General features: G+C 48.1%; 29 protein-coding genes. 11 read left to right on the forward strand and 18 right to left on the reverse strand.

The annotated features are described in order from the left end of the window. Window position 1: 1 nt before the first annotated feature. The 11 genes from flgC to F0265_RS12720 all read left to right on the forward strand — a co-directional run bounded on the left by flgC (window position 2) and on the right by F0265_RS12720 (window position 9,689). Complete coding sequence (flgC, locus tag F0265_RS12670) at window positions 2-436, forward strand: flagellar basal body rod protein FlgC (RefSeq protein ID WP_006963060.1); 435 nt, start codon at window positions 2-4, stop codon at window positions 434-436. Then, a complete protein-coding gene (flgD, locus tag F0265_RS12675) occupies window positions 436-1,116 on the forward strand; it encodes a flagellar hook assembly protein FlgD (protein ID WP_171749174.1) in 681 nt (226 codons plus the stop codon). The genes flgC and flgD overlap by 1 nt, the downstream gene beginning before the upstream one ends. Window positions 1,117-1,141: 25 nt before the next feature. Further along, a complete protein-coding gene (gene flgE, locus F0265_RS12680) occupies window positions 1,142-2,338 on the forward strand; it encodes a flagellar hook protein FlgE (protein WP_171749175.1) in 1,197 nt (398 codons plus the stop codon). A gap of 11 nt (window positions 2,339-2,349) precedes the next feature. Continuing rightward, window positions 2,350-3,081, forward strand: a complete 732-nt coding sequence (locus tag F0265_RS12685) for a flagellar basal body rod protein FlgF (protein WP_171749176.1) — start codon at window positions 2,350-2,352, stop codon at window positions 3,079-3,081. Window positions 3,082-3,102: 21 nt separating this feature from the next. Continuing rightward, window positions 3,103-3,888, forward strand: a complete 786-nt coding sequence (gene flgG, locus F0265_RS12690) for a flagellar basal-body rod protein FlgG (protein ID WP_006963056.1) — start codon at window positions 3,103-3,105, stop codon at window positions 3,886-3,888. A 25-nt stretch (window positions 3,889-3,913) separates the two neighbouring features. Further along, window positions 3,914-4,585, forward strand: coding sequence for a flagellar basal body L-ring protein FlgH (flgH, locus tag F0265_RS12695; protein ID WP_006963055.1), 672 nt, complete (start codon window positions 3,914-3,916; stop codon window positions 4,583-4,585). 104 nt (window positions 4,586-4,689) lie between these two features. Further along, on the forward strand, window positions 4,690-5,787 hold the full coding sequence (locus F0265_RS12700; protein WP_301338234.1) for a flagellar basal body P-ring protein FlgI: 1,098 nt from the start codon (window positions 4,690-4,692) through the stop codon (window positions 5,785-5,787). 9 nt (window positions 5,788-5,796) lie between these two features. After that, on the forward strand, window positions 5,797-6,342 hold the full coding sequence (locus tag F0265_RS12705) for a rod-binding protein (RefSeq protein WP_171749178.1): 546 nt from the start codon (window positions 5,797-5,799) through the stop codon (window positions 6,340-6,342). After that, the gene (gene flgK / locus F0265_RS12710) at window positions 6,343-7,716 is read left to right on the forward strand and encodes a flagellar hook-associated protein FlgK (RefSeq protein ID WP_171749179.1); all 1,374 of its coding nucleotides are present in this window, start codon (window positions 6,343-6,345) and stop codon (window positions 7,714-7,716) included. It abuts the gene before it with no gap. Window positions 7,717-7,731: 15 nt separating this feature from the next. Further along, on the forward strand, window positions 7,732-8,628 hold the full coding sequence (gene flgL / locus F0265_RS12715; protein ID WP_043008855.1) for a flagellar hook-associated protein FlgL: 897 nt from the start codon (window positions 7,732-7,734) through the stop codon (window positions 8,626-8,628). 17 nt (window positions 8,629-8,645) lie between these two features. Beyond that, on the forward strand, window positions 8,646-9,689 hold the full coding sequence (locus tag F0265_RS12720) for a hypothetical protein (protein WP_006963050.1): 1,044 nt from the start codon (window positions 8,646-8,648) through the stop codon (window positions 9,687-9,689). Between the two features lie 94 nt (window positions 9,690-9,783). Here F0265_RS12720 and F0265_RS12725 read toward each other — a convergent pair whose 3' ends face one another. The 18 genes from F0265_RS12725 to F0265_RS12810 all read right to left on the reverse strand — a co-directional run bounded on the left by F0265_RS12725 (window position 9,784) and on the right by F0265_RS12810 (window position 24,702). Beyond that, window positions 9,784-10,071 (reverse strand): hypothetical protein, encoded by a 288-nt coding sequence (locus tag F0265_RS12725; protein ID WP_019277544.1) that lies wholly within the window; start codon window positions 10,069-10,071, stop codon window positions 9,784-9,786. A 48-nt stretch (window positions 10,072-10,119) separates the two neighbouring features. Next, window positions 10,120-11,112 carry a flagellar motor protein MotB gene (locus F0265_RS12730; RefSeq protein ID WP_006963048.1) on the reverse strand — a complete coding sequence of 331 codons (993 nt, stop codon included), beginning with the start codon at window positions 11,110-11,112 and terminating at the stop codon, window positions 10,120-10,122. Further along, window positions 11,112-11,969, reverse strand: a complete 858-nt coding sequence (motA, locus tag F0265_RS12735; RefSeq protein WP_006963047.1) for a flagellar motor stator protein MotA — start codon at window positions 11,967-11,969, stop codon at window positions 11,112-11,114. Before motA ends, F0265_RS12730 begins: the two co-directional genes overlap by 1 nt. 9 nt (window positions 11,970-11,978) lie before the next feature. After that, complete coding sequence (locus F0265_RS12740; RefSeq protein ID WP_006963046.1) at window positions 11,979-12,707, reverse strand: FliA/WhiG family RNA polymerase sigma factor; 729 nt, start codon at window positions 12,705-12,707, stop codon at window positions 11,979-11,981. Between the two features lie 12 nt (window positions 12,708-12,719). Beyond that, window positions 12,720-13,217: a flagellar basal body-associated FliL family protein gene (locus tag F0265_RS12745; protein WP_019277545.1), complete on the reverse strand. Its 498-nt coding sequence runs from the start codon at window positions 13,215-13,217 to the stop codon at window positions 12,720-12,722. 14 nt (window positions 13,218-13,231) lie between these two features. Continuing rightward, window positions 13,232-14,239, reverse strand: a complete 1,008-nt coding sequence (locus tag F0265_RS12750; protein WP_171749180.1) for a flagellar hook-length control protein FliK — start codon at window positions 14,237-14,239, stop codon at window positions 13,232-13,234. Between the two features lie 2 nt (window positions 14,240-14,241). Beyond that, window positions 14,242-14,556 carry a hypothetical protein gene (locus F0265_RS12755; RefSeq protein WP_019277547.1) on the reverse strand — a complete coding sequence of 105 codons (315 nt, stop codon included), beginning with the start codon at window positions 14,554-14,556 and terminating at the stop codon, window positions 14,242-14,244. Beyond that, window positions 14,540-14,926, reverse strand: a complete 387-nt coding sequence (fliS, locus tag F0265_RS12760) for a flagellar export chaperone FliS (protein WP_006963042.1) — start codon at window positions 14,924-14,926, stop codon at window positions 14,540-14,542. The genes F0265_RS12755 and fliS overlap by 17 nt, the downstream gene beginning before the upstream one ends. A gap of 21 nt (window positions 14,927-14,947) precedes the next feature. Then, window positions 14,948-16,285, reverse strand: a complete 1,338-nt coding sequence (gene fliD, locus F0265_RS12765; RefSeq protein ID WP_171749181.1) for a flagellar filament capping protein FliD — start codon at window positions 16,283-16,285, stop codon at window positions 14,948-14,950. Between the two features lie 340 nt (window positions 16,286-16,625). After that, entirely contained in the window at window positions 16,626-17,453 is an 828-nt protein-coding gene (lafA, locus tag F0265_RS12770) for a lateral flagellin LafA (RefSeq protein ID WP_065741358.1), read from the reverse strand. Between the two features lie 191 nt (window positions 17,454-17,644). Continuing rightward, window positions 17,645-18,451 carry a diguanylate phosphodiesterase gene (locus F0265_RS12775; protein ID WP_038156260.1) on the reverse strand — a complete coding sequence of 269 codons (807 nt, stop codon included), beginning with the start codon at window positions 18,449-18,451 and terminating at the stop codon, window positions 17,645-17,647. Continuing rightward, a complete protein-coding gene (flhA, locus tag F0265_RS12780; RefSeq protein ID WP_171749182.1) occupies window positions 18,444-20,534 on the reverse strand; it encodes a flagellar biosynthesis protein FlhA in 2,091 nt (696 codons plus the stop codon). The genes F0265_RS12775 and flhA overlap by 8 nt, the downstream gene beginning before the upstream one ends. Before the next feature lie 30 nt (window positions 20,535-20,564). After that, a complete protein-coding gene (flhB, locus tag F0265_RS12785) occupies window positions 20,565-21,692 on the reverse strand; it encodes a flagellar biosynthesis protein FlhB (RefSeq protein WP_171749183.1) in 1,128 nt (375 codons plus the stop codon). Continuing rightward, window positions 21,689-22,465 carry a flagellar biosynthetic protein FliR gene (fliR, locus tag F0265_RS12790; protein WP_165579541.1) on the reverse strand — a complete coding sequence of 259 codons (777 nt, stop codon included), beginning with the start codon at window positions 22,463-22,465 and terminating at the stop codon, window positions 21,689-21,691. The genes flhB and fliR overlap by 4 nt, the downstream gene beginning before the upstream one ends. Continuing rightward, window positions 22,465-22,734, reverse strand: a complete 270-nt coding sequence (gene fliQ, locus F0265_RS12795; protein WP_006963035.1) for a flagellar biosynthesis protein FliQ — start codon at window positions 22,732-22,734, stop codon at window positions 22,465-22,467. Before fliQ ends, fliR begins: the two co-directional genes overlap by 1 nt. A gap of 11 nt (window positions 22,735-22,745) precedes the next feature. After that, window positions 22,746-23,504: a flagellar type III secretion system pore protein FliP gene (gene fliP, locus F0265_RS12800; RefSeq protein WP_006963034.1), complete on the reverse strand. Its 759-nt coding sequence runs from the start codon at window positions 23,502-23,504 to the stop codon at window positions 22,746-22,748. 14 nt (window positions 23,505-23,518) lie between these two features. After that, a complete protein-coding gene (gene fliN, locus F0265_RS12805) occupies window positions 23,519-23,887 on the reverse strand; it encodes a flagellar motor switch protein FliN (protein WP_064487850.1) in 369 nt (122 codons plus the stop codon). Further along, window positions 23,887-24,702: a FliM/FliN family flagellar motor C-terminal domain-containing protein gene (locus tag F0265_RS12810; RefSeq protein ID WP_171749184.1), complete on the reverse strand. Its 816-nt coding sequence runs from the start codon at window positions 24,700-24,702 to the stop codon at window positions 23,887-23,889. The genes fliN and F0265_RS12810 overlap by 1 nt, the downstream gene beginning before the upstream one ends. Window positions 24,703-24,735: the final 33 nt, after the last annotated feature.

The raw sequence follows: 24,735 nt of genomic DNA on the forward strand, positions 1-24,735 counted from the left end.
TATGTCATTTACCGATATTTATTCCATTGCTGGCTCAGCAATGAACGCTCAGACAGTACGATTGAATACTGTCGCGAGTAATCTCGCTAACGCGGATGCTGTCTCTGCCAATCCAGATGACGCGTACAAGGCGCTAAAACCTGTGTTTGCTACGGTGTACAGCAAAACTCAGTTGTCAGCGAGTAAAGAGAGTTACCCAAATGCTGAAGTGAGAATTGTCGATGTTGTCCAAAGCGCAGGTCAGGCGGAAAAACGCTTTGAGCCGAGTAACCCGCTGGCTAACGACGAGGGGTATGTTTACTACCCAGATATCGACGTAGTGTCTGAGATGGCAGATATGATGTCAGCCACCCGTAGCTTCGAGACCAATGTTGAAGTGCTTAGCAATGTAAAAAGTATGCAGCAAGGCCTGCTTAGATTAGGGCAGGGCAGCTAATGAGCATCGCTTCTTACAACGCTTTATCTTCTGACACTCCAGTAGGCTCTGGGGCAAATACCACCTCGGTGACTGGTAACCCACAAGATGCCAATAGTGCTACATCGTTAGAAAACGAATTCATCAGCTTGATGGTGGCACAGATTCAGAACCAGGATCCGCTTAACCCACTTGATGGCACTGAGTATGTTAGTCAATTGGCACAGTTCTCTCAGGTACAAAGTACAGAGAACATGGCGTCAATGATGCAAAACAGCATGGTTTTGCTCGATAACATGCAAGTTCTGTCTACGGCCGGGTTGGTTGGTCAGACGGTTTTTGTTTCTGGTAATGAGTTTGAAATGGGTGACGCAGTTCAAGGTGGAAAAATTGAGCTTCAACATCCTTCAAGCCAAGTCAATCTGGTTGTTACCGATGAGTTCGGCCAGTCAACCAAAGTGCCTTTAGGCGCTCATCCCGCGGGTGACGTGGATTTTAGTATCAACCCTGAAGAGCTCGGTCTTAAACCAGGAAAATATACGTTATCTGTTCAGGTTCAGGAGGGGCAATCTGCTCCAAACATTCTTTTAGCCGGTCAGGTTGAGCAAGTTCGTATCCCAAGCTCAGGCGGCGCAGCGTTCGTTAACATCGAAGGTGTTGGCAGCGTACCTTTCTATCAAATCACTCAGTTTGGTGCTTAACCAATAAGGAAGACAGAGGTTAGTTATGAGTTTTAATATTGCCCTAAGCGGTCTTGATGCGACCAACACAGAGCTGAATACCATCAGCCACAATATTGCCAACGCATCGACTTACGGATTCAAGGGAGCACGTACTGAGTTTGCGGCTGTTTACAACGGAATGCAGCCAGGCGGCGTGGAAGTCGCTTCCATCTCCCAAAACTTTGATAAAAATGGTTCGGTGAGCGGAACGGGTCGTGCAATGGATCTGGCGATCAATGGCAATGGCTTCTTTGTGACCAAAGACAGCGCGGGGCAATTGTTTTACACCCGTTCAGGTGTATTTGGCACTGATAAAGACAATTACGTCATCGGTAACACGGGCGCCAAATTGCAAGGTTACAGCGTTGATGGGAACAACAACCTGCTCACGGGTGCAACGGGTGATATCAAGATCTCGACATCCTCATTGGCGGCTAAAGCGACTGATAAGATGGAGTTCATTGCCAACCTAGATGCAACGAATTCGATTGTCGATCAGACAGTGAATCCGTTTGACCCTAACAATACTGATTCATTCAACTCTTCTTACACGACAAAAGTTTACGACTCACAAGGCAAGCCACATACCGTAACGCAGTACTTCACTAAAACTGCTGACAATGCATGGGAAGTGAATGTGCAAGTTGACGGCGGTGCGGGCGCTGTTTCCACTGTGGCGATGACGTTCAATCCAGATGGTTCAATTGCGACGCCGACAGGCGCTTATAACGTTTCGTTCCCGGCTGCGGGCGCAAACCCAATGAGCATCGACATTGACCTGTCAGGCAGCACTCAATTTGGCACAGGCTTTGGTGTTAGCACTAACAACCCGAATGGTTACACATCGGGTGAACTGGCGGGTGTTCGCGTAGAGGATAACGGCATGGTCTACGCCACATACACTAACGGTCAGTCCCAATTGCAGGGCCAAGTCGTGCTGGCAGATTTTGCTAACCCTCAAGGCCTCTCAAAAGTCAGCGGCACTGCTTGGACGCAAAGTTTCAGCTCAGGTGCGCCAGTAATGGGTGTCCCAGGTTCTGGCACTTTGGGTGATCTAACACCGGGAGCGCTAGAAGGTTCAAACGTCGATCTGACGAGCGAGTTGGTCAACCTGATGACAGCACAGCGCAACTATCAGGCGAATGCAAAAACCATTTCGACTAATGACAAACTGACTCAGGCGTTGTTTAACGCAATCTAACGGAGCCTGATATGGACAGTTTGCTATTCACTGCAACATCTGGCGCGAGTCGAGTCCTCAAGGCTCAGCATGTTCGCTCAAACAACTTATCCAATGCGGATACCGCTGGTTTTCGTGCTGATATGGAGCGTGTCTCGAGTATTCAGCTTCAGGGCTCAGGTTTTGATGGCCGTACTATGGTTGTGACCAACTCTGCGTCTACTCGTTTTGATGAAGGTGACATCGTTAAAACAGGCCGCGCATTGGATGTTGCCGTTATGGGGGAAGGCTATCTGACCGTTCAGACTGCAGATGGCCAGGAAGCGTATACCCGCGCAGGTAACATCAAAGTCGATCCATTTGGCGCTTTATCTATTAATGGCTTCGCGGTTATTGGTGAAGGTGGCCCTTTGGTTCTGCCAGATTATCAGAAAGTTGAAATCAGCGAACGTGGTCGTATTTCTGTCGTCCCTCCGGGCGGTGGAGCGGAGCTTGAAGTAGGCACGTTGAAATTGGTGAAGCCGGAAACCACTCAACTGCAGAAAGAGAGCGATAGCTTGCTTCACAGCGTCGATGGCAACCCATTTGAGGTTGACCAAACCGTTCAGCTTGCGCCTGAGCATATTGAAGGCAGTAACGTGTCAGCAATTGATGAACTGCTGAACGTGATGTCTCTGACACGTAACTTTGAAATGCAGGTGCGGATGATGAAAACCGCAGAGACTTTGGCGCAGGCCGGTAACAAATTAATGTCGTCACGCTAGGCGCGGCGCGAGGAGTAGAAAATGCACTCAGCTTTATGGGTAAGTAAAACGGGTATGGCAGCCCAAGACACCAAAATGACCGCCATTTCCAATAACTTGGCAAACGTGAACACCGTTGGCTTTAAGCGTGACCGAGTGGTGTTTGAAGATCTGTTTTACAGTATTCAACGCCAACCGGGTGCGCTGGTGGATCAGGTCAATGAGCTGCCAGCAGGTGTTCAGTTAGGTAGTGGCGTACGAGTGGTGGGCACACAAAAGGTGTTCACTCAGGGCAATACACAAAACACCAGTCAGGAGTTGGATCTTGCTGTGATGGGGCAAGGTTTTTTTCAGATCGAAAATTCCGATGGTCAGATCATGTACACCCGCAACGGCCAATTTCATGTCAATTCGGAAGGCTTGATGGTTAACAGCCAAGGCCTGCCGTTAGAACCGCAAATCCAGATCCCAGAGAACGCGTTATCGGTTTCAGTTGGTGTGGATGGCACGGTGTCCGCGACTACAGCTGACAGCACTGCACCACAAGAACTCGGTCAAATCACATTAGCGAAATTTATCAACCCAGCAGGCCTTGAAGCCGTGGGCGGAAACTTATTCCGTGAAACGGAAGCGAGTGGTCAGGCGGATGAGCTGATCGCCGGAGAAGACGGCGTAGGCAGCATTAAGCAAGGCTCTTTAGAAGGCTCAAACGTGCAGGTAGTGGAGGAAATGGTTGACATGATCACGACTCAGCGCGCTTACGAGATGAATGCCAAAGTCGTTTCGGCTGCGGATGACATGCTGAAGTTTGTCGCTCAGTCGGTGTAACCGTTAAGTAATGAAGGAACAGGGAATGAAGGCATTATTGAGAGTGTGGCCTCTGGTCGTCATTTTGCTTGCTGGGTGCGCTGGTCGTCAGGAGTTTACGCCTCCTGAGCCTGATGAAGAAAAATACGCACCGCCTACGCTGGATTATTCACTTCCAGCTGCACAAAACGGCAGCCTCTATCGTCATCAATACTCCATGACCCTGTTTCAGGACAGGCGAGCATACCGTGTTGGCGATATGCTCACGGTCGTCCTTTCCGAAGAAACGGAATCGAGCAAAAAAGCCGATACCAAGTATGGCAAGAACTCGAGCGTCGGTTTTGCTGCACCGAGTTTAGGAGGCAAAACCATCGATGAGCTCGCCGCCAGCGTCGACGCTCAACGCGCTTTTGATGGCAGTGCTTCCAGCTCTCAGGGCAACAAGCTCGAAGGCGCTATCACAGTAACAGTTCATGAAGTACTGCCTAATGGTGTCTTGCGTATCAGTGGAGAGAAATGGATTCGTCTCAATCAAGGGGATGAGTTCATTCGCCTAACAGGCATCGTACGTGTTGATGATATCAGCCGTAACAATCAGGTCTCTTCCGCACGAATCGGTGATGCGCGAATTACTTACTCAGGTCGAGGCACTTTAGCTGATAGTAATGCTGCTGGCTGGTTAAGCCAATTCTTCAACAGTCCTTGGATGCCGTTTTAATGAAACAGAAAATGACAATGTTTATCACCGTTCTTAGCTCTCTTTCTCTCCGATTTAGCTCGGCGCAAGAGAAGAGGGTTGCTAAGCAAAGAGATTCATTCTTGATGGGGATGCTGCTGGTGTTGTCACTAGGGGCAGCGTTACCTGCTCATGCTGAAGTTGAAATCCCTATCATGGACTTAGTTGATGTTCAGGGCATTCGTGAAAACCAACTGGTTGGTTACGGTCTAGTGGTTGGCCTAGATGGGCAGGGCGACCGCAATCAGGTGAAATTTACCGCGCAATCCATCACCAATATGTTGCGACAATTTGGGGTTCAAATCGACGACAGTACCAACCCTAAGTTGCGTAATGTTGCTTCAGTGAGCGTTACTGCAACCGTTGAGCCGATGGCAGGTGCGGGCCAGACATTGAATGTGGTGGTCTCTTCCATCGGTGATGCCAAGAGCTTGCGAGGCGGTACCTTACTGCTGACACCATTGCGCGGCATCGATGGTGAGGTGTATGCCGTTGCACAGGGCAACGTTGTCGTGGGCGGCGTGTCTGCTGAAGGAAAAAGCGGTTCTAAAATCGTCATTAATACGCCTACCTCAGGACGTATTCCCGGTGGAGCGACGCTGGAACGAGAAGTACCCAATGACTTTTCAGAGCAAGATAACGTGGTACTGAACCTGAGAAAACCAAGCTTTACGACAGCTAAGAATATTGCTCGTGAAATCAACAACATTTTCGGACCTAAGGTCGCAGTAGCAAAGAACAATGTTCGTATCAGCGTCAAAGCACCCAAGGACAGCCAGCAGCGTGTGGTCATGATGTCGATGCTGGAAGAAATCAGTGTGGCGGAAGGGCGTAAGCCTGCGCGTATCGTTTTTAACTCTCGTACCGGTACCGTTGTGATAGGTAAAAGCGTCAAGGTCAGTGAAGCGGCAGTGAGCCATGGAAACTTAACGGTCACCATTGCAGAGTCACAACAGGTCAGCCAGCCAAACGCGTTTGCTGACGGTGAAACAAAAGTTGTCGACCAATCGTTATTAGACGTCAGCGAGGAGCAAGCGCAAATGGTGATCTGGCCTCCGGGTACAGAACTCAACACGATCGTCAGTGCGGTAAACAGTTTAGGGGCGACGCCAACGGATTTGATGTCGATTCTGCAAGCCTTGCATGAAGCAGGTGCATTGAACGCAGAGCTGGTAGTGATTTAAGGAGTTTTTATGAAGTTTGACGGACTGAATGAACAGTCACAAATGAACTCGGTGCTTTATCACGATAACAGCGCTCTGATGAACATAAAGAACAGCAACGAACAGGGAGCCGCACTCGAGACAGTAGCGGGCCAGTTTGAAGCGATGTTTTTGCAGATGGTGCTGCGCCAGATGCGCAGCAGCAGTGATGTGTTGGCCGATGAAGACAGTCCGTTTTCCAGCCAGCAACAGGGTGTTTTTCGCGATATGTACGATGGTCAGCTAGCGATTGAAATGTCTAAGAAACAGCATTCTGGCATCTCGGAGATGTTGATTAAGCAGCTCAGTCCTTCGATTTCGGAAGTGGAATTTGAAACCAGCGCGTCAACCTTACCGGCGAATGACAACCTCAATGAGGTGGAAGCAAGTTCACACGCTGAAGCATCTGTAACGTCTAATTCGGACCAAGCGCTTCATTCCACTCAGGAGACGGTCGCCTCAGTTAGACAAATGTTGGGGGAAGTCAGCGTGACCACAGCCTTCGCCCAACCATTGATTCGAAAAATGGAGCTGTAAATGAACCTCGTCAATATCGCCCTTTCCGGCCTCAATGCGAATCGCGTGGCACTGGATGTCACGGCGCAGAACGTCTCCAACATCAATACACCAGGATACAGCCGTCAACAAGCCTTGATGGGTTCTGTTGGTGGAACGAAACACGACAAGCTAAGTCCAGGGCTGGGCGTTGAAGTGACCAGTATCCGTCGAGTAACGGATGAATTTCTAGTCAAGCAAACTTGGGCGACAAACAGTCTTTCTGCTTACGCCACACGATACAGCAGCACGATGAGCCAGCTTGAAAATACGCTCGGCGCTGACGGTTTCAGCCTTTCAGCTGGTCTGGATACGCTATTTTCAGCCCTTAATGATGCAACGGTAAAACCAGAATCGGTTCCTTACCGCCAGCAAATCATTAATGAATCAGAAGCCCTCGCGCGTCGTTTTAATACCCTCACCGAATCGCTTTCTCACCAGCATAAAGATGTCAATGACCAGCGCAATGCGGCTATTTCTCATGCCAACAGCTTGATGAGTAACATCGCTGATGTGAACAAGCAGATTGTTGAGATGGAAGGCACAGGGGGGAACCCTGCTCAGTTAATGGACACTCGTGATGCGTTAATTGGTGAGTTGTCTAAAGTTGTGGAAGTGAAAACGACGTCACAGGCCGATGGCAGCTTGCAGGTTACGCTTTCTTCTGGACAGCCACTGGTCATGGGTGGAGATGCTGCTGTGCTTAAGGCTGTGCCTAATCCAAGCGATCCATATCTTGCCGATCTGCATGTTGAGTTTGGTACTCAGAGTTTTGCGATTACTGATACACCGGGTGGGCAAGTTGGCGCACTGACCGACTATCAGACGGAGGTATTAAAACCATACCGTTCTGCGATTGACGATATGGCTAAGGCACTTGCTGATGAATTCAACGCATTACTGGTAACCGGCCAAGACCTCAATGGCAATGCTGGTAAGCCCTTGTTCAGTTACGACCCTGCTAACCCAGCGGCAAGCCTGACGATTACCGACCTCAAACCAGAGGAGCTTGCTTTGTCTGGTGACGGTAATCCTGGCAATGCCGATGTGCTGGACAGCTTAATTGCAGTCAGCAATAAAGCCGTGTCAATCAGTGGTTTTGGTTCAGTAACATTAAACGATGCGTTTGCTGCGATGGTGGGAGAAACAGCCATCAAAGCACGTCAGGCGGATGCGGATTATCAGGCGAAGCTGTCGATGAGCGAACAAGCAATGGCCGCCCGAGATAACGTCAGCGCAGTAAACAGTGATGAAGAAGCGGCAAACTTGATGACGTTTGCCAACGCTCACAACGCCAACATGAAAGTGATCAGCACAGCAAATCAGCTGTTTGATTCCGTTCTTCAGTTATTCTAATTACAGGGAAATCAGATGAGAATTAGCGATACTCAATTCAGTCAGATGATGCTGCAAAGCTTGCAGATTAATAACGCCGGACTTGGGCAAGTTATGCAGCAAATGTCTACCGGTGAACGTCTGACCAAATTGTCTGATGATCCAATGGCATCAGTTCAATTGCTTAACTTAGAGCGTGAAGGCTCAGCCATTACCCAGTACAAGACCAATATTTCCAATGTAAAGACCGCATTATCCAACCAGGAAGTTCAACTTGACTCAGTGAATGAAAGCCTGAAGAAGATGAACGAACTGGTTCTATGGGGAGCGAATGGTACGTTAACCGACAGCGATCGTACTGGCATTATCAGCGAACTTGAAAGTCTACGTTCTTCTGTCGTTTCATCGTTTAACGCTCAGGATGAAGAAGGCCGTTACTTGTTCTCCGGAACTAAAACAGACACGGCAGCTTTGTCTAACGCGAGTGGTAGTTACGTAATCCAAGGCAACAGCGATAAACGCGTTGTGACAGTAGCGAAAGGTGTCACAATGGAATCCAATATGACTGCACAGGAAATTCTGGATCTAGGTGGCAATAACGTTCTTAACGATCTTGATGCTTTGATTGCAGAATTCCAATCACCCACACCAGCTTTTCGAACTACGGTTGAATCGACGCTCAGCTCTATCGAAGCAACATCCAGCAACGTGTTAGCTGCGATGACTGAAATGGGTGGTCGTCACAACAACCTGGATTTGATGGATAGTGCTCATGGTGAGAATAAGTTGTTTGTCGATAAGGTCAGCAGCGATCTCTCCGCACTAGATTATGGTGAAGCTTCAGTTCGTTTGAGTAACTACATGGCCGCATTGCAAGCGACTCAAGCCAGCTACGTTAAGATTAACGATCTCAACTTATTCGACCGCATCTGATAAGCAGGAATTGAAATATGGTAATGAGCACAGTTGAGGTTCGCCCCCACAATGTCAGATTGACTGGGCACGATAGAGCTTCTATTTCTCCTCCTCGTTCTTCGGAGTCTCATGGTGGCATAGGGCAGCGTAAACTAGCTGCCCAAAACCAAACACCAGCATCGTATTCGGTGTCTGGTGTTTTGCTTACTCAGGGGCAGCAAAATGCGACTTCAGTTCAGATTGCGACACGCTCCTTGCAAGCCATTGGCGGTGAATTGGCCAAGATCAAGCAAGGCCTCACTCGGGCAATGAATCTTGGTGCCGGTAATGTTGCTGGTTTAAAAGAAGGCTTAACAGGATCCAAAGCTAACATAGAGCGCATTCTAGACAGCGCACGTTTTGACGGTAACAAAGTGATCGACAACGAGTTGAAGCTCAAGATCGACAAAGCGGATATGCGCCGTTTCTCAATCCCTGGTCTTAACATCCACCGCTTGAGTGACAAAGCGGAGCAAATTCGCCTTGATTTCCCGCAAGGCAACTCAGTGATGGTTCAGTTTGATGGTCAGTCTGAGGGCAAGCAAACCGTCAAAATGTTAGACCGGAGTCTGATTCCTCTTGGGCTCAGAGCCACGTTGTCTGAGGACGGTACCATTCTATTTGAATCCTCCGAGAAGGCTTATCAGCAAATGCAGCAGAAGGTGATGGTCACTGGTCAGGGGCATCGCTTTCCAGCAGGGCAATCCAATGTTATGACGCTTAAAGCAGAGCCAGAAGGCATTGCGGAGCTGAGTTTCGATTTAAGCTCTCGAGAAGGCATTAAACAGACCATTGCTAAGGTTAATCAGCACTTCCGTCAAGTACAGGTAGGGCTAGAGCAGGCGAGTGTAATTGGCTCTGAATTGACAATGCAAATGCAGACACTTCATAAGCAGTCTTCGGTTATTTCTGCTCATCAAGTCGAAGACAAACTTAAACTATTCGATGAGAACTCTGGCCAATTCTCGACAGCCTTTATGGCACTCAATGCTCAGGCGAACGTAAAACGTCATTCTGTGGTGGCGTTGATGAGAAGCTAAGGCGGAAGCCCAGCTAAAATAATTTACCGATTTTTATTGCTCGTTTGGCTCTTCATTAATTGAAGAGCATTTTTTTGCCTAAAGGAAAGCCGCGTCAGACTAGAAAAAAGAAGTACAGGAAGCAGACGAACGCCAGAAGCGTTGCTGATAACGTTGGGTAAATAATGTAAGAGTCGCGTTTATCGGTACGCTGAAAGCAGAGAAAAGTGAGTAGTACATTGTAGAGCAGCAACAGAGTGCTGATGGCCGTGCCTCCGTTTAGAGTCAGGTTATACAGCTGACTGAGAAACAAAGAAAGCAACACGTAGTCGATGACAATCAGCCACATAAAGGCTTTTTGTAATCCATCTTTTTTTGCGTGTCGGACCGTATATTGAGGCATGTGCTTTTACGTTTGAGTTAACAGGCGCTGCAAGAGCGCCTGAGAGAGTTAAAGTTGCTGAAGCTTTGGCTTTGAAGGAGCTTGAGTATCTGAAAAGTTAATCACTTCTTGGCGAATAACCGGCTGATTAAATTCCGCCTTCTGTTTGGCTTTTTGCAGTTCGCTGTCAGCATTATTACCAAAGAAGGTTTCCAATACCTTGGCGGCTGGCGTGGTGAGGATAAACAGCTCAATGCGTCGATTCTCACTCGATTCCGGTTCATCACCATTGAGTAAGGCGCGATCTGACATCCCTGTGACTTGCAAGACTCGTTCGTCGGGCATCCCGCCCGCGACCAGAGTGTGCCTAGCGGCATTCGCACGTGACGCGGACAGCTCCCAGTTAGAGCGACGTTCAACATGCCCTTTAAAGCGAGTAGAGTCAGTATGACCGCTGATGATCAGTGGGTTCTCGACACGTTTAAATACAGGCGCTAATGCAAGAAGCAAATCTTCAAAGAATGGCGTCAATTCAGAACCACCACGACCAAACATGTGCTGTTTGTAATCGTCTTGGAGAACAATCCGTAGACCTTGTGGTGTTACGGTGACATTGACATTCCCCTGAGCGCTGATTTGTCGAACCGCTTCCTTAATGACTTTCGCCAGTGCAGCCAGACGTTCCTGTGTGTCGAATGTTCCGGGAATCAGAGAGTCTGTTTCCGGACCTTCACCATCACCTTGGAAGAATGAGCTGACAATGTGGGTAGAATCATGTCGGCTCGGTACGGAAGAGTCGGCGGCCAAATCAATAGGAGAGATACTTTGCGAGGTATCAAACGGATTACCGTAGCTCTTATCAAACACGCTTGCACTCTGAAGGTGAGCGACAATCGCCTTACGCTCCTCTTTGTCAACAACTTGCATCACCCATAAGACCAGAAAGAGTGCCATTAAGGCGATCATGAAATCAGCGAAAGCGACCTTCCAGGCGCCTCCGTGAAATTCATCGTCATCGACAGTTTTTGTTCGTTTGAATACCACCTGTTCTTGTCTTTGCATTACCCCTCCTGCTCAGCGAGCCACTTCTCCATCTGATTGAATGTCGGTTTAATGTCTAACTGGATGTGCTTACGGCCAGCATCGATGGCAAGTAAGGTTGGCTTCTTCGCCACATAAGCCACAAGCGTTGCTCTGACGCACTCGAATGCGGTCATGTTGCGTTTCACGCGCTGTGCCATGGCATTGCTAAGTGGATCAAGACAGCAGTAACAACCGAAGATACCAACGAATGTTCCAACCAGAGCCGCAGCGACGTGGTAACCCACAAGAGCGATTGAGCCGTCAATAGCCTGCATCGTAATGATGATGCCGCCGACTGCCGCCAAGATACCAAAGCCCGGCAGTGCTTCAGCCGTTCTCTGCATTGAGCGAGAAGGGAGTAGCATTTCTGTTTGAATGGCTTCGATTTCCTGTTCCAGTAAACCTTCTAATTCGTGAGGCGACATTTGACCCATGGCCATTAAACGCAAGTTGTCAGTAATAAATGAAATCAGGCGGTAATCTGAACCAACTTTCGGGTAGGCGAGAAAGATCGAGCTCTGATCTGGAGCCTCGATATGAGAATCGAGAAATTTAAAGCCTCTGCTGCGCGCTGTTTCAAGCAAGTTGTTAAGCAGAGCCATCAGCTCCATGTAGTATTCATATTCTTCGCGTGGTGCAGAGATGGTGGCACGAACTTGCTGACGCATCTCTTTCAGGACTTGTGGCGGGTTACCTATGATCAGCGAGCCAGCAGCGGCGCCAATGATGATCAGAAATTCAGCCGGTTGCCAGATAGCGCCAAGCTTACCGCCCGCCCACATATATCCGCCAAAGACACACAGTAAGACGGTGATGGCTCCAAAAAACTTTTGCATTTGTGACTCCTAGGAGGATAAGTAGTGGTTGAGTTGTTTGAGTGCTTGTTTGTGCAGCTGACAAATTCTCGGAGGCGTCAGATCAAGCACTAAAGCGATTTCGTGAAGGTTGAGTTCGTGTTGATAAAACAGCGTCAGCAGCAGTTGATCTCTTTTGGGCAGTTTATTCAGAGCAAATTCAAGACTGCGACGAGTTTGCTCATGGGACATTCCGTCATAAACAGCGTCAGATTGTGCTTCGATACCGTTTTCAATCAATTGATCTAGGCTTTGCATTTCCCCAGCGAGGGCCGCGTTTTGGCGAGTCAGATAATCTTGTTCGTCTGTTCCCAATGCTTTGATGATTTCGGCATCGGTCGGTTGCCGGCCAAGAGAGCGCATCAGATCACGAGTGACATCATTGAGCTCATGAGCTTGTTGACGCGTTTTTCGTGATCGCCAGTCAAGCCGGCGCAACTCATCCAGTATTGAGCCACGGATCCGACAGACCGCGAAGGCAGGGAAGTTGGGGTCCTCAACGTTTCCGTATCGACGGCCCGCTTCCAGTAAACCAATAAGGCCAATTTGCTGCATGTCTTCGATGCTGCAATGCGGTGTAGCATGGGCTCTGAGTTGATTGACGATACGGTTGACCAGCACTTGGTGCTGTTTGAGCAACTTGTTCTCATCAATAGGAATGGAAGGTGAACTGATTTCACCTTCGACGCCGTATTCTTCCTGAAAGTTCATATCCAACATAGGCCGTGCTCCTTATTGCACGACGTATTTCGTCAGCAAGACGTCATCGATATCGCGAAGAATGTCGGTTTTCTCAAAGGCTAGCAGCACCGTTTGTTTGACCTGATTCTGGAGCAGGTTAACTGCGCCGTCCTGATGCAGATCTTCGTAGGTTTTGTCGCTGAAAAGCTTCAGTAGTGAATTGCGCACAATTGGCATGTAGTCATCAATATTTTGAATGCGTTCAGGGCGGCGAGTTTCAATCGCGACTTCCAGCATGACGAAGTGGGTCTGGCGCTTTCCTTTAACGCTGAGGACAATTTTGTCCAATGAGTGGAAGCTAGGCGTCTGAGCTGGGTTGCGTTCTTCGGTAAGGAAGGCAAGGGGAGAGTCTGCGAAAAATGATTCTGAATTGTTACTATTCCCCGATTGCTTTAAGAACCAAATTCCACCAACTACGGTTGCGGCTGAAACCAGGGCACTGGTGAGGATCATCGCTGAAAATACCGCGATCATTTGTTTTTTTGTCATAACCCTATTCCTAATTATGCGTGTGTGCTGAGCCAATGCTCTGATGGATCATTGGGATTGTCTGAATTGGCAAACTCGCGACTGTCGAAAATGTGTGTTTGCTGTTCACCTTGATGAGGTGACTGGTCGCGTTCACTTTCTCCTGAGCCTACGTTGACGTCGACATGGACAAAGTTCTGGTCTTGCAACTCAGCTCGCAGCCGGTCAGAAACCTGAAGTAAGGCCTCGCGGGTTGCTGCCGCATTAGCGTTGATTTGCACATTGAGGCGGTCGCCATCAACGCGTACCAGCAAGTCCAGCTTTCCAAGCTCTGGCGGATCTAGACGGATCTTGGCTTCTTGCATGCTTTGTTGTGCTTGAAGTGAGACTCTGTCATGCAATACCTGCATCATTTGTTCGCCCCACTTAGCTGCACTCGTATCGACCTTAACTGCTGCCCACTCTGCTGTTTGTGCAGACGTTGCTATAGGTTGTTGGTGAGAGGCTTGAGGCTGTGGCTGCGCTTGTGTTGAGGCCAAGGTTTGCAGAACATTCTGAACTGATGGGCTCTGGCTTACAGGCGCGTCGATACTCAAAGGCCCGCTTGTCTGCTTCATCAGTTGATGGCTTATACTCTGCGGTGTCATTCTGTCTGACGAATTTGTGCCCACTGAGCCTGTCATAGCATCGAACGTTTGAGCACCGCTTGCTACTCGCTTTTGTTTCAGCTGTAGCAAAGCTAAAGCGTCCGTGGTCGCGGAGTGTTCTTTCAGCAGAAGAGGGCTTTCAATCGGTAGCGCAGTTGTATGATCTGAGCTATTTTCCTGCCCTAGCATCTCCTCGCTATCATCCGTTAAGGTCACGACAGTTTGTTCAGCATTTGGCTGACTGCCAGTAAGCGTCGATGCTGGTTGCCCCATGAGAGTAAAGCCAGTGTTCTGTTCGGCAGGTTGACCGAATCCACGGGCTTTTTGGATCGTACCATCAGCGGAGAACTGCTCTGGTCTTTGACCTGTCATGGTGTGCAGTGAAGGTGTGTTCATTGCTAGTACTCCATGGTCATCGCAAGCTGGTAAGCTTTTGCACGCTCATGCTGAGCGTCGACAACATTAATCTCTGCTTCCAGTTCGTTAATGGCCTTATCCAGTGCGTCAAAAGCTTGTTTGTGTACAGCTTTCACTTCGGTAATGACAGGCGCGAGTCTAGGATCTTTGAGGTAGGGCTGATGGCTTTCCAGCAGCTCTCTCAATTGAAGGTCATAGCGTTTCAGACCTTGCCAGTCCTGGGTTTTTGTCGCGATATGAATCAGTTTCGCGAGATGGCGAAATCGTTCAGGGGACACCTTATGCTTGCTGACCAAAACTCATCCACCCCTCACGTATATTGTTCATGACATGTTCCACACTGGTGAGTTTGTCCAGATTGTTTTGTACGCTTGCCTGATAAAGCTCAACCTGACAAAAGTCGTATAGCTGGTGGAGGTTCTCAGCGATTTCGCCGCCATTCTCTGCATCAAGTGCGCTATCTAGGCCAACCAAAATATTCATGCACTTATTGATGCCAGCCCCTTTTTCTGCAAGGCGGCCTGAGGCCATGTGGCCTCGAACTCGTTCAATTTCGTTGAGTAGTCCGTCTATTAACATCACTACCAATTGATGTGGGTTCGCCGAAGCAGCCTGAGCATCAAGATCGACTTGCTGATAAGAGTTGTAGCCTGAGTCCATTAACATAAAAACGTCTCCTGGTGCCCATTAACCAAACATCGACATGGTTTGGTTCATTTGGCGCATAATGGTGTTCATTTGGGTAAATTGTTTGAGGTAGCGGTCGTAAGCCATATCGTATTTACGGTCCAACACGACCTGTTTGTCGTTGATGCGATCAATGTTCTGCTTTAGTGCGTCTTTTCGAGATTTAAACAAACCGGAAGAGAACTGCAGGTAAGGCTCGATAATGGTGTCGATGCTATCTAGCAGGTTGCCGTCACCGTTGAACATTGCTTCAAGGCCTGTACTGTTATCGATTTGAGCCTGCTCGAACTTTTCTGAGTCGAGCTTCATTTTTCCGTCACGATCGATCTCAATACCGACCTGACTCAGGCGAAGGCCACCGAAATCTCCACGCACAACAGACTTCACCTGGCTTTCAATCGCTCGTAGGGTAGGGTCACTGGCTAGAACAGCCCGAGTGTTGTTTTCCGTGTCTACTTTGGTGTATTCGTCAACGGTCGACATCAACTTGTTATAGGCGTCGATAAATTTGTTGACCTGCTCTTTAGTGGCGTCATTGTCACCACCTACGCTGAGGGTTAACGGCGATTCGCCGGTTTCTTGGGCTTTGCTGACAGTGATGTCGAGGCCATCAATAGCATCACTAAACGTATTGCTGCTGCCTTCGAGTTTAAGGCCTGAGTCTTTCGCTCCTAGCCAAATGATGGCGTCTTTTGCTTCGCTGATTTGATTGAGGTTGGTGAAGGCATCTTCAAACCAACTCTGTCCAGTCCCTGTCGCCGAAACTTCAATCTTGTTTGCTACCCCAGTTTCTTCACTGGAGAGCATGAAGTGGGTTTTGCCGCCTGAGCGAACCAAGGTGGCGTTAACACCCGGATTATCGGGGTCATTGTTGATGGCCGAAGTTAAGTCAGCCATGGTTGCCTTACCACCTCCGTCACTGTCCAGAGTGGAAAGATCCAACGTCATTGTCTCGCCGTTGATTTTAAACTCGAGCGTGCCAGTCAGTGGCACTTCCGTTGTAGGCTCCAGATCGGCAGGCATGCCAGTTGATACCTGATGCGTTGTGGCGACTTGTTCTACAAAAATTTGGTAACTGCCCGTCAGTGCTTTGGAGTCAGCACTGGCAGTGAAGAACCCTTCACTCGACACAGTTGCGCTGTTTTTGATGATCCCTGATGTGCTGTTGTTCATTTCATTCACAGCAGTACGGAACTCACGCAATGCAGATTCGACTTTACCAAGCGCATCCAGTTGAGATTGATACTGGGAAGCTTGAGTGGTGTAGCGTTGTCTAAACGACTGGACATCAAAGGTTGCCAGTTGCTGTGCCATGGTTGCTGGATCGATCGAACTCATCAGAGTGCTCCCTTGTCTTTTGTGTATGACCGTTGTGGTTCATACCACCATCATCTTTCTGATTTAATTAGAGAAATAGCAAGATGAATGCCATGCAGTTAGCTTTTAAATATCAATGACTTATGCATTCATTCTTGGTTTTGCGGAAGTACGACTTCCCATTGCTGAGTTCCGCTGCTTCCTTGAATGAAACTCAGCTTTGCTCAATGTTTTAAGGCGACCAAATGGCAGGGTTTGTTAAATGAAAAAGGTTTTGACTAGGAGTCTTAAAACAAAAAAAGCCTCCGCAAGGGAGGCTAAAATCACTGGAGTAAATAAATAGAAGAGTGTCTCTTGCCAATTAGCGAAGTAGAGACATTGCCATGCCTGGCAGCTGGTTTGTTTGAGAAAGAACTGTTGTACCCGCTTGCATTAGCATTTGGTTCTTCGTCATGTTTGAAGATTCAATTGCGAAGTCAGCATCTGTGATTCGGCCTTTCGCAGCAGCCGTGTTTTCAGATACGTTTGCAAGGTTGTTGATGGTGTGCTCAAGACGGTTAATGTTTGCACCTAGTGATGAGCGCACAGTGTTGATTTTATCAAATAAACCATCAACAACAGCGATTTGAGCGTTAGAGTTAGCATTAGTATCAAGGTCACCTGTTGTAGTGAAGTCTACGTCGCCTAGTGCAGTAGACACGTCAACAGTGAGCTTCTCTGCACCTGATGCGCCGATTTGAAAATCTACTGCTGCAGCAAGTTTGCCACCAGTCAGTAGCTTTTGACCTGCGCCGTATGTGGTTTCACCCATAATACGTACCGCTTCTTTCTCAAGCTCTTGATATTCTGCGTTTAGAGCTGAAAGCTCAGTGGTACCGTTTGTGCCGTTCGCACCTTGAGTAGCAAGGTCTTTCATGCGGTAAGCAATGTTAGTTAGCTCTTCTAGTGCGCCGTCTGCTGTTTGCAGCATTGAGATTGCATCTTGAGAGTTACGCATTGCGACAGACATACCACGAGTTTGTGCTTCAAGTTTGTTAGCGATTGTCAGACCTGCGGCATCATCCGCTGCAGAGTTGATACGCATACCAGTACTTAGACGCTCCATAGCGGTAGTCAGTAGATCGTTTGTGCTGCTTAGTGTGTTCTGTGTAACTAGTGATGCGTAGTTAGTGTGCATTGATAAAGCCATTATGGTCTCCTTCGTTTTTCACAATACTCAGATTTTGGCTTCAGGATTTCCCTGGTCACTAACAGGAGGCGGACGATAAATATCGAAGATTAACTAAAAAGTTTAAATTACTGGAATATTTAGAGAATTGGCGCTGATTTAGTGAGGTTGATTCCACTAATTGGTGCTGTTAGCGCCAATTAGTGGATTAACTAGGCTTCGTATTCGTTGGTAAACGTCTTAAAAGAGAGTGAGGTTGGGATATCACTGAAGTAACCAAAATAGTAACTAGCGCCAAGTAATTTGTATTGGTTCAGCTCTTTTTGGCTGGCAACCCGACTGGCGACCCACTTTAGTTTATGCTTTTTCAGAAAACGAACGATGGGCAAAAAGGCCATTCGGTCCTCTTTATCTTCCAGTGACACCGAGAGTTTCAGCATTGCAGGCTCATAGCAAGCCAACTGCTCAAGTAAAGGGCAGGGTGGAGCAACTTCAAACCACAGCGCATAAGCATATTCTCCGACAAGCTCGATCAGGTTTTCTACCGACGAGGCAAACCCTAATGAATGACTAAGTTGCAGTGAAGGAATAACATGCGCGAACGCTTTCTTATGGCAGAGAATAACTTGCTGCAAAAAATGTTCACCCTGCGGCCAGACAAGAGCTTCGACCTGAAGGGGGACGACGACGTTGCTGATTAAGTCCGGATGAAATGTATCTAGTTGAAAGCGGGTCTGGCGCAGCGCTAGGTACAGGCTGAATAAATCTAGGCAGTACTTGACCTTTTGAGACAGGTCGAATTGATACACACTTTGTTCTCCGTCACCGCCAAACCTGAGTGTCAGGTGCTGAAATTCGACTTCGCCTGAGTCGGCAGAGCGGATAGCCTGACACGCATGCCGGATGTCGTTGTGGACCAATGCTTCATGGATGATTTGATCATCTTCGGTCTTAAGGTGCTCTTCCATGAGCTTGGCGATGTATCTGTACATCGCCTGATGTGAGTTGAGGTTAGCCAAGGTTTCCTACCACGTTGATTTGTTTTGTTTCTGGTATTTCGTTGTATGACAATACCGCCAATCCTTGAGAAAACGTGCGAGCATAGCGGGCAATCAGCGGTCTAAGCTGCGGCATAACCAGGAGTATTGGTGCCAGCCCTTGCTGTTTTAGCTGCTGTTTAATCAAAGGTAAATTTTGTTGAAACTGAGCCAGAATGTTAGGTTCCACAGGGAAACTGTCGAGGTTCACACTGCCACTTGCTTGTGCCTGCTGAAGAGATGTCATCAGCATTTGTTCCAGTTCATCGGAGAGTGCATACACCTTCAGTTCCACTTTCTGACCTGCGATCAAGTTGACCAGAGTACGGCGCAATGCGCATCGCACATCAGCCGCCAGAAGTATCGGATCTTTGGTGTTTTCAGACGATTCAAGCATGGTGTTCGAGATAGTACGAATATCTTGCAAAGGCACCTGATCAAGCAAAAGTTGACGATACACCTTCAGCTGCTGTGCTGGATTGAGTGCTGCGCCAAGAGCTTCTGCCAGCTTCGGCGCTTGCTGGGTCAGCCTCTGCATCATGGCATCAACATCATCGTGATTAAACAGCTCTGAAAGGTGGGTTTTGATCACTTTACTGATATGGGTTGCGATGACAGTCGCATCATCTACCACCTGATAACCCATATTGAGCGCTTTGGCTTTATCTGTGTGCTCAATCCAAACTGCTGGCAACTGATAGGCAGGGTCGCTGCCAAGAATGCCATCGACTTCGCCATACGTCTCGCCAACAGCAATCGCCATCAAACGCTCTGGCTCGATAAAGCCTTGCTCTATCGTTTCTCCGTTGAGTGAAATGGTGTATTGGTTGGGTTTTAGGCTCAGGTTGTCACGAATACGCACTTCCGGTAGCAAGAAGCCGACTTGCTCAGACAGGTTACGCCTTACACCGCGGATTCGCTGGGTGAGTGGCGCGCCTTGTTCTTTGTTGACCAGATGAACCAGTCGGTAACCGAGTGCTAAAGACAGTGTGTGTACATGTGGAATGTCTTCCCAGCTTAGCGGAGTTTCTTCCTGTTGCATGGCCTGAGTGAGTACTTCGACGTCTTCAATCTGAGCATCATGAACGGGGCTTTTGTGTTGTCTCCAGGCTGCAAATCCAAGCACAGCAGCAAAAGTAAAGAAGGCAAGGTGAGGCATGCCAGGTACCATGCCGATGATTAGCATTACCGCTGATACAGTAAACAGAGTAGCCGGCGAAGCCAATAACTGCTTTTGCATGGTTTCTGACATATCGTTGTCGCTGTCGTTGATGCGAGTAACGATAATGGCTGCTGCGGTTGCTAAAAGCAGTGACGGTATTTGGGCTACTAAGCCGTCACCAATAGTCAGTAGCGCATAGGTTTTAAACGCCTCGGAGGCAGCAAGTCCGTGTTCAAATACACCGATGCTAATACCACCTGTGATGTTAATGAACAGGATAAGCAACCCGGCGATAGCATCACCTCTAACAAACTTTGACGCACCATCCATAGAACCGTGGAAATCAGCTTCATTTGCCACTTCACGTCTGCGCTGACGGGCAGCTTCCTGATCGATCAAACCCGCATTGAGATCCGCATCGATTGCCATTTGCTTGCCAGGTAAAGCGTCAAGCGTAAAACGTGCTGATACTTCTGAAATACGTTCACCACCTTTGGTGATCACCACGAAGTTGATGATCATCAATATGACGAAAATCACCATACCGACTACATAGTTGCCGCCTATCACTACCTCACCAAAGGCCTGAATGACCTTACCTGCGGCATCACCACCATTGTGACCTTCGAGTAAGACGACTCGAGTTGAAGCGACGTTGAGCGTCAGTCGTAATAATGTCGCCACCAACAAAATGGTTGGGAAAATGGAAAAGTCGAGTGGGCGTTTAGCTGTTGTACTGACCAACAGCACCAAAATGGCGAGCACGATATTAAAAGTGAACAAGGCATCCAATAGCAATGGCGGCAGTGGCAAGATGACCATAGCCAGCACCATTAGTAAGATCAGCGGAATACCGACAAAGCCTTTTGTGGAATGTTGTATCTGTTTTAACCGATTGAGCATAGGTTGGTGTCCTTGGGTAAATACGGATGATCAGTGTTGCAAATGCTTTGGAATGGCGAAGTGAGGTAAAGGCATTGGCTTCTCTCCATTTCCGGTACGGAATGCTTTGAGTTGCATGACATACGTCAGAATATGCGCCACTGCGATATAGAGCTGGCTTGGAACAGCTTGTTCAATTGCAGTGGTGTAGTAAATGGAACGGGTTAGCGGTGGCGAGTTGATGATTTCAACCTGATTTTCACGGGCGATACGTTGAATATGCATCGCTGTTTCGTCCACGCCTTTGGCAACCACAAATGGGGCGTCTGATAACGCAGGGTCATACTTCATTGCTACGGCGTAGTGGGTCGGGTTGGTGATGACCACATCTGCTGTCGGTACCATCTTATCGATTTTACGCCGAGCAAATTGTTGTTGAATCTGGCGAATACGCTGCTTGACCTCAGGGCGTCCTTCGTTGTTTTTGTATTCTTCTTTGAGCTCTTGTTTGGTCATTTTGAGCTCTTTCATGTGCTCCCAGCGTTGGTAGGGGATGTCAATAACGCCGAATAGTAGTAAGGCAAATCCCATCATTAACAGACCATCGAATAGAATTTGCATGACGTTAACCACACCTTGCTCCAGCGAAAGTCGCTGCATGCCCAATAACGGTTGCAGGCGGTTATCGAGATAAGCGTAGAGCACGCTAAAAATAACCAGTACTTTGAGGGTAGATTTCAGCAGTTCAACCAGTGAACGCGTTGAAAACATCCGTTTTATTCCGCTGAGAGGGTTAAGTTTACTCAGCTTTGGAAAAGCGTTCGCTAAACGGAACATCCATCCACCCAGCACCATAGTACTGGCAAGCGTAACGGCAATAATCACGACAAACATTGGCAAAAGCAGCGTAATGATCATGCCGAGGCTGTGGCCGAGCTGCTCGACCATTTGCTTAGGATTCGCTAAATCCTGTTTAGTCAGTGCCATGTTAAAGCGAAAGATACCCGAAATGCTTTCCCAAATTACTGGAAGCTGACTATAGAAATACACGGCAACAGCGAGAAAAATAGCGGCTGTCGTGAACTCTTTCGCTCTGGGAATCTGACCTTCCTGACGCGCTTTCTTGATTTTCTGCGGGGAGGCTTTTTCGGTTTTGTCCTGAGAGGATTGTTCGCTCATCCGCCCCCCACCATGAATTGATTCAGAAAACGTAGGGTGTCGTTGACCAGCACAGTATATCGGCTCGGCACACCAGACACAGAAATGAGCACGCTGAATAACCCTAGTAGCATGGTCATTGGAAAGCCTAATGCATAGACATTCAGTGACGGTGCTGCTCGGTTCATCACACCAAAGCTGATGTTTGCTAACAACATGGAGACAATGGCAGGAAGGGCGAGTGCCAGCGCAGATGCAAACATCCAACTGAATAAATTAACGATGCCTTGCAGAGAAGCTGAAGTTAGGCCGGAACCGACTGGCCAGACAACAAAACTCTGGATAAGGACATCGAGTACCACTAAATGACCTTCGAGAGATAAAAACAGCAAGGTGCAGAAAATCAGAAAGATACGACCAAGAATTGCCACGGACATGCCGTTGACAGGGTCGTTCATCATCGCCATGCCTAAGCCCATCTGCATTGAGACTATCTGGCCCAGCGTCGTAAAAATGGTAAACAGCATGTGCAAAATCAGGCCAAAGAATAATCCCCAAATGGCTTGTTCGAAGGCGAGAAACAGCGAGGTCATCGAGAAAAACTCGACCGCTGGCATTGGCGGCATCAAAGGAGCAGAGATCATCACAATCGAGAGCGCCAGTAAGCTGCGTACCCAGACGGGTATCAATGAATCGCCAAAGAAAGGCATGGAGATAAATACCGCGCCTATACGGAAGAAAGGCCACCATAGCTGACCAAGGACGCGAGAGATTTCTGCGAAAGTGACCTCCATCAGCCAATCATTCCTGGAATATTGTGGAACAGGTAGTCGAACAGCTCCATGATTTTACGTAGCATCCAGTGCCCAGCAAAAATTACCATGAGTAACGTGACCAGAAGCCTTGGTAGAAAGCTCAGTGTTTGCTCATTGATTTGCGTGGCGGCCTGAAAAATTGCAATGCCAAGGCCGACTATCAGACCGGGCACAACCAGCACTGCGACCATGGTGATAATCAGCCATACCGCATTGGAAAACAGGGTGACGGTCATTTCTGGTGTCATGTGAACTCCTGTTACCCAAAACTGGCGGATAATGTGCCGACCGTCATGGCCCAGCCATCAACCAGAACAAACACCACCAGCTTGAATGGAAGTGAGATAATCAGCGGCGATAGCATCATCATACCCATTGCCATGAGGACACTGGCGACGACAAGGTCAATGATTAGAAACGGAATAAACAGCATGAAGCCGATTTGAAAAGCGGTTTTGAGCTCACTGATGACAAAAGCGGGCAGTACCACGGCAAATGAGATGTCCTCCAGCGCGGTATCGAGTGGCTCATTAGCAATGCGCAGCATTTGTTCCAGAGACGTCTGCTGAGTTTGTGCCAACATGAAATTGCGTACGGGCTTTTCTGCAACAGAAAACGCCTGCATTAAAGTAATTTCACCATTGTCGTATGGCTGGAAAGCATTCTGGTAAATGTCTGTCCAGACAGGGCGCATGATCAGTAGCGACAGCGCGAGTGCAATACCGACTAACACTCGGTTAGGTGGGCTTTGTTGGAGCCCTAACGCCTGACGCAGGATCGCGAGAACCACAATAATGCGGGTAAAGCTGGTGGCCATCAGAATAAATGCAGGAAGAAAACTCAGGGCTGTCATCAATAACAGAATCTGCAGTTTTACACTGTATTCTTGTTGGGTTGCTCCGTCACTGACAGACAAAATGGTTAAGCCTGACTCATTCGCAACAGAAGGGAAAGCGAAGAGCAGGCTAACCAAACCGATTAGGATCCCCCATCCCTGAAAGGAAGGTGACTTAGTCATGTTTCGGTGAACCCTTACTGAACCGCAGAAGTTAGAGCTGAATCGACGATATCAATCAGTCTCAGACCATATTTTTCGTTCACGACAACCACTTCCGCATGGCCCATCAGAGAGCCGTTGACTTTAACGTCCAGAGGTTCGCCATTGAGTTTGTCGAGCTCTATGACACTGCCTTCTCCAGCTTTCATCAGATCGCCCAAGGCGATATCTTTACTGGCAACTTCTAAAGTTACGGTAACAGGAATATTCTTGAAAAAGCTCAGATCACGTTCTGGAGTTGGTATTGCAGCATCGAGAATGTCGGTGTGCGTATCTTCCAATTGAAAGTCATCAAAGTTCAGTTCTTCACCATTAAATGCGGTGGTCTCTGTTGTCTCGCTCATTAAAAAGATTCCTTATCTTGATTAAGAATTAAAACTAGCTGCCCATCATTCTCCGCGACTCGACCAGAAAAAAGATGTTCTTGGCCAATACTGACGGGAGCTGAAGACAATAATTCGATGGGTAATACGTCGTTGGGCTGCAGTGAAATCAATTCACTGAGCGGCATGGTTTTTTTACTAAGTAAGACATTGAGCTTGACGGGAGTCGAAGCAAGAGATTGACAGAAAGGTTCGTACATTGACTCTTTGGGTTGTAGGTCCAGCTGTTCTGTCAATGTGGCAACAAGCAGTTCATCTAGCTTAACGTGAATGGTGCCTTGGTGGTCGTTGAGGTTGACGTCAATGGTGGCGTAAAGACCGGTTCCCTGTGCTGGCTCGAATTCACAGTCAGACCACATTTCCTCAGGAGCCAGCCAGTTGATGATCAGACGTCCGATTTTTTCCTGAAGCCGCAAGTCACTATTGTTAAGTGAAGTGTGGCTTCTTTCCATTTTAGCGTCGTAAAAGCTGTCAGCTAATTTAATTAGTGTCTGGCTATCGGTATGGATAAATACTCGCCCGCCGCCATCATGTCGGAAAGTACTGATAATAGACTTATCCATTTCACTTGGTGTAAAAGTATGCAGTGAAACTAGATTTATATTAGCTTCTGCATGATGAGTTTTTAACCAGTTTTGCAGCTCATACGTCAGGCCATTACACGAGGTAGATATTAAATCATCCAATTTATCTCGAATAACGTGAATAGGTTTCCCTAACGACTCTATGCTTAGAGGCTGATAATCTGGAATAGATATCTTGCTGCTACTTTCCATTTATATTTTACCGTGTCTTGACAAAGCGATTTT

Source organism: Vibrio sp. RE88 (assembly GCF_013113835.1).
Lineage (GTDB): Bacteria > Pseudomonadota > Gammaproteobacteria > Enterobacterales > Vibrionaceae > Vibrio.

Excerpts from the sequence above, each read along its gene's own strand:
- flgK (WP_171749179.1), top strand. The coding sequence starts at position 6,343 with ATGAACCTCGTCAATATCGCCCTTTCCGGCCTCAATGCGAATCGCGTG.
- flgH (WP_006963055.1), top strand. The coding sequence starts at position 3,914 with ATGAAGGCATTATTGAGAGTGTGGCCTCTGGTCGTCATTTTGCTTGCT.
- flgL (WP_043008855.1), top strand. The coding sequence starts at position 7,732 with ATGAGAATTAGCGATACTCAATTCAGTCAGATGATGCTGCAAAGCTTG.
- F0265_RS12720 (WP_006963050.1), top strand. The coding sequence starts at position 8,646 with ATGGTAATGAGCACAGTTGAGGTTCGCCCCCACAATGTCAGATTGACT.
- flhB (WP_171749183.1), bottom strand. The coding sequence starts at position 21,692 with ATGAGCGAACAATCCTCTCAGGACAAAACCGAAAAAGCCTCCCCGCAG.
- motA (WP_006963047.1), bottom strand. The coding sequence starts at position 11,969 with ATGCAAAAGTTTTTTGGAGCCATCACCGTCTTACTGTGTGTCTTTGGC.
- F0265_RS12700 (WP_301338234.1), top strand. The coding sequence starts at position 4,690 with ATGGGGATGCTGCTGGTGTTGTCACTAGGGGCAGCGTTACCTGCTCAT.
- fliS (WP_006963042.1), bottom strand. The coding sequence starts at position 14,926 with ATGTTAATGGACTCAGGCTACAACTCTTATCAGCAAGTCGATCTTGAT.
- flgD (WP_171749174.1), top strand. The coding sequence starts at position 436 with ATGAGCATCGCTTCTTACAACGCTTTATCTTCTGACACTCCAGTAGGC.
- F0265_RS12685 (WP_171749176.1), top strand. The coding sequence starts at position 2,350 with ATGGACAGTTTGCTATTCACTGCAACATCTGGCGCGAGTCGAGTCCTC.
- F0265_RS12740 (WP_006963046.1), bottom strand. The coding sequence starts at position 12,707 with ATGTTGGATATGAACTTTCAGGAAGAATACGGCGTCGAAGGTGAAATC.
- fliQ (WP_006963035.1), bottom strand. The coding sequence starts at position 22,734 with ATGACACCAGAAATGACCGTCACCCTGTTTTCCAATGCGGTATGGCTG.
- flgC (WP_006963060.1), top strand. The coding sequence starts at position 2 with ATGTCATTTACCGATATTTATTCCATTGCTGGCTCAGCAATGAACGCT.
- flhA (WP_171749182.1), bottom strand. The coding sequence starts at position 20,534 with ATGCTCAATCGGTTAAAACAGATACAACATTCCACAAAAGGCTTTGTC.
- fliN (WP_064487850.1), bottom strand. The coding sequence starts at position 23,887 with ATGAGCGAGACAACAGAGACCACCGCATTTAATGGTGAAGAACTGAAC.
- flgG (WP_006963056.1), top strand. The coding sequence starts at position 3,103 with ATGCACTCAGCTTTATGGGTAAGTAAAACGGGTATGGCAGCCCAAGAC.
- F0265_RS12705 (WP_171749178.1), top strand. The coding sequence starts at position 5,797 with ATGAAGTTTGACGGACTGAATGAACAGTCACAAATGAACTCGGTGCTT.
- F0265_RS12810 (WP_171749184.1), bottom strand. The coding sequence starts at position 24,702 with ATGGAAAGTAGCAGCAAGATATCTATTCCAGATTATCAGCCTCTAAGC.
- lafA (WP_065741358.1), bottom strand. The coding sequence starts at position 17,453 with ATGGCTTTATCAATGCACACTAACTACGCATCACTAGTTACACAGAAC.
- flgE (WP_171749175.1), top strand. The coding sequence starts at position 1,142 with ATGAGTTTTAATATTGCCCTAAGCGGTCTTGATGCGACCAACACAGAG.
- fliR (WP_165579541.1), bottom strand. The coding sequence starts at position 22,465 with ATGGAGGTCACTTTCGCAGAAATCTCTCGCGTCCTTGGTCAGCTATGG.
- fliP (WP_006963034.1), bottom strand. The coding sequence starts at position 23,504 with ATGACTAAGTCACCTTCCTTTCAGGGATGGGGGATCCTAATCGGTTTG.
- F0265_RS12750 (WP_171749180.1), bottom strand. The coding sequence starts at position 14,239 with ATGAACACACCTTCACTGCACACCATGACAGGTCAAAGACCAGAGCAG.
- F0265_RS12730 (WP_006963048.1), bottom strand. The coding sequence starts at position 11,112 with ATGCAAAGACAAGAACAGGTGGTATTCAAACGAACAAAAACTGTCGAT.
- F0265_RS12725 (WP_019277544.1), bottom strand. The coding sequence starts at position 10,071 with ATGCCTCAATATACGGTCCGACACGCAAAAAAAGATGGATTACAAAAA.
- fliD (WP_171749181.1), bottom strand. The coding sequence starts at position 16,285 with ATGAGTTCGATCGATCCAGCAACCATGGCACAGCAACTGGCAACCTTT.
- F0265_RS12745 (WP_019277545.1), bottom strand. The coding sequence starts at position 13,217 with ATGACAAAAAAACAAATGATCGCGGTATTTTCAGCGATGATCCTCACC.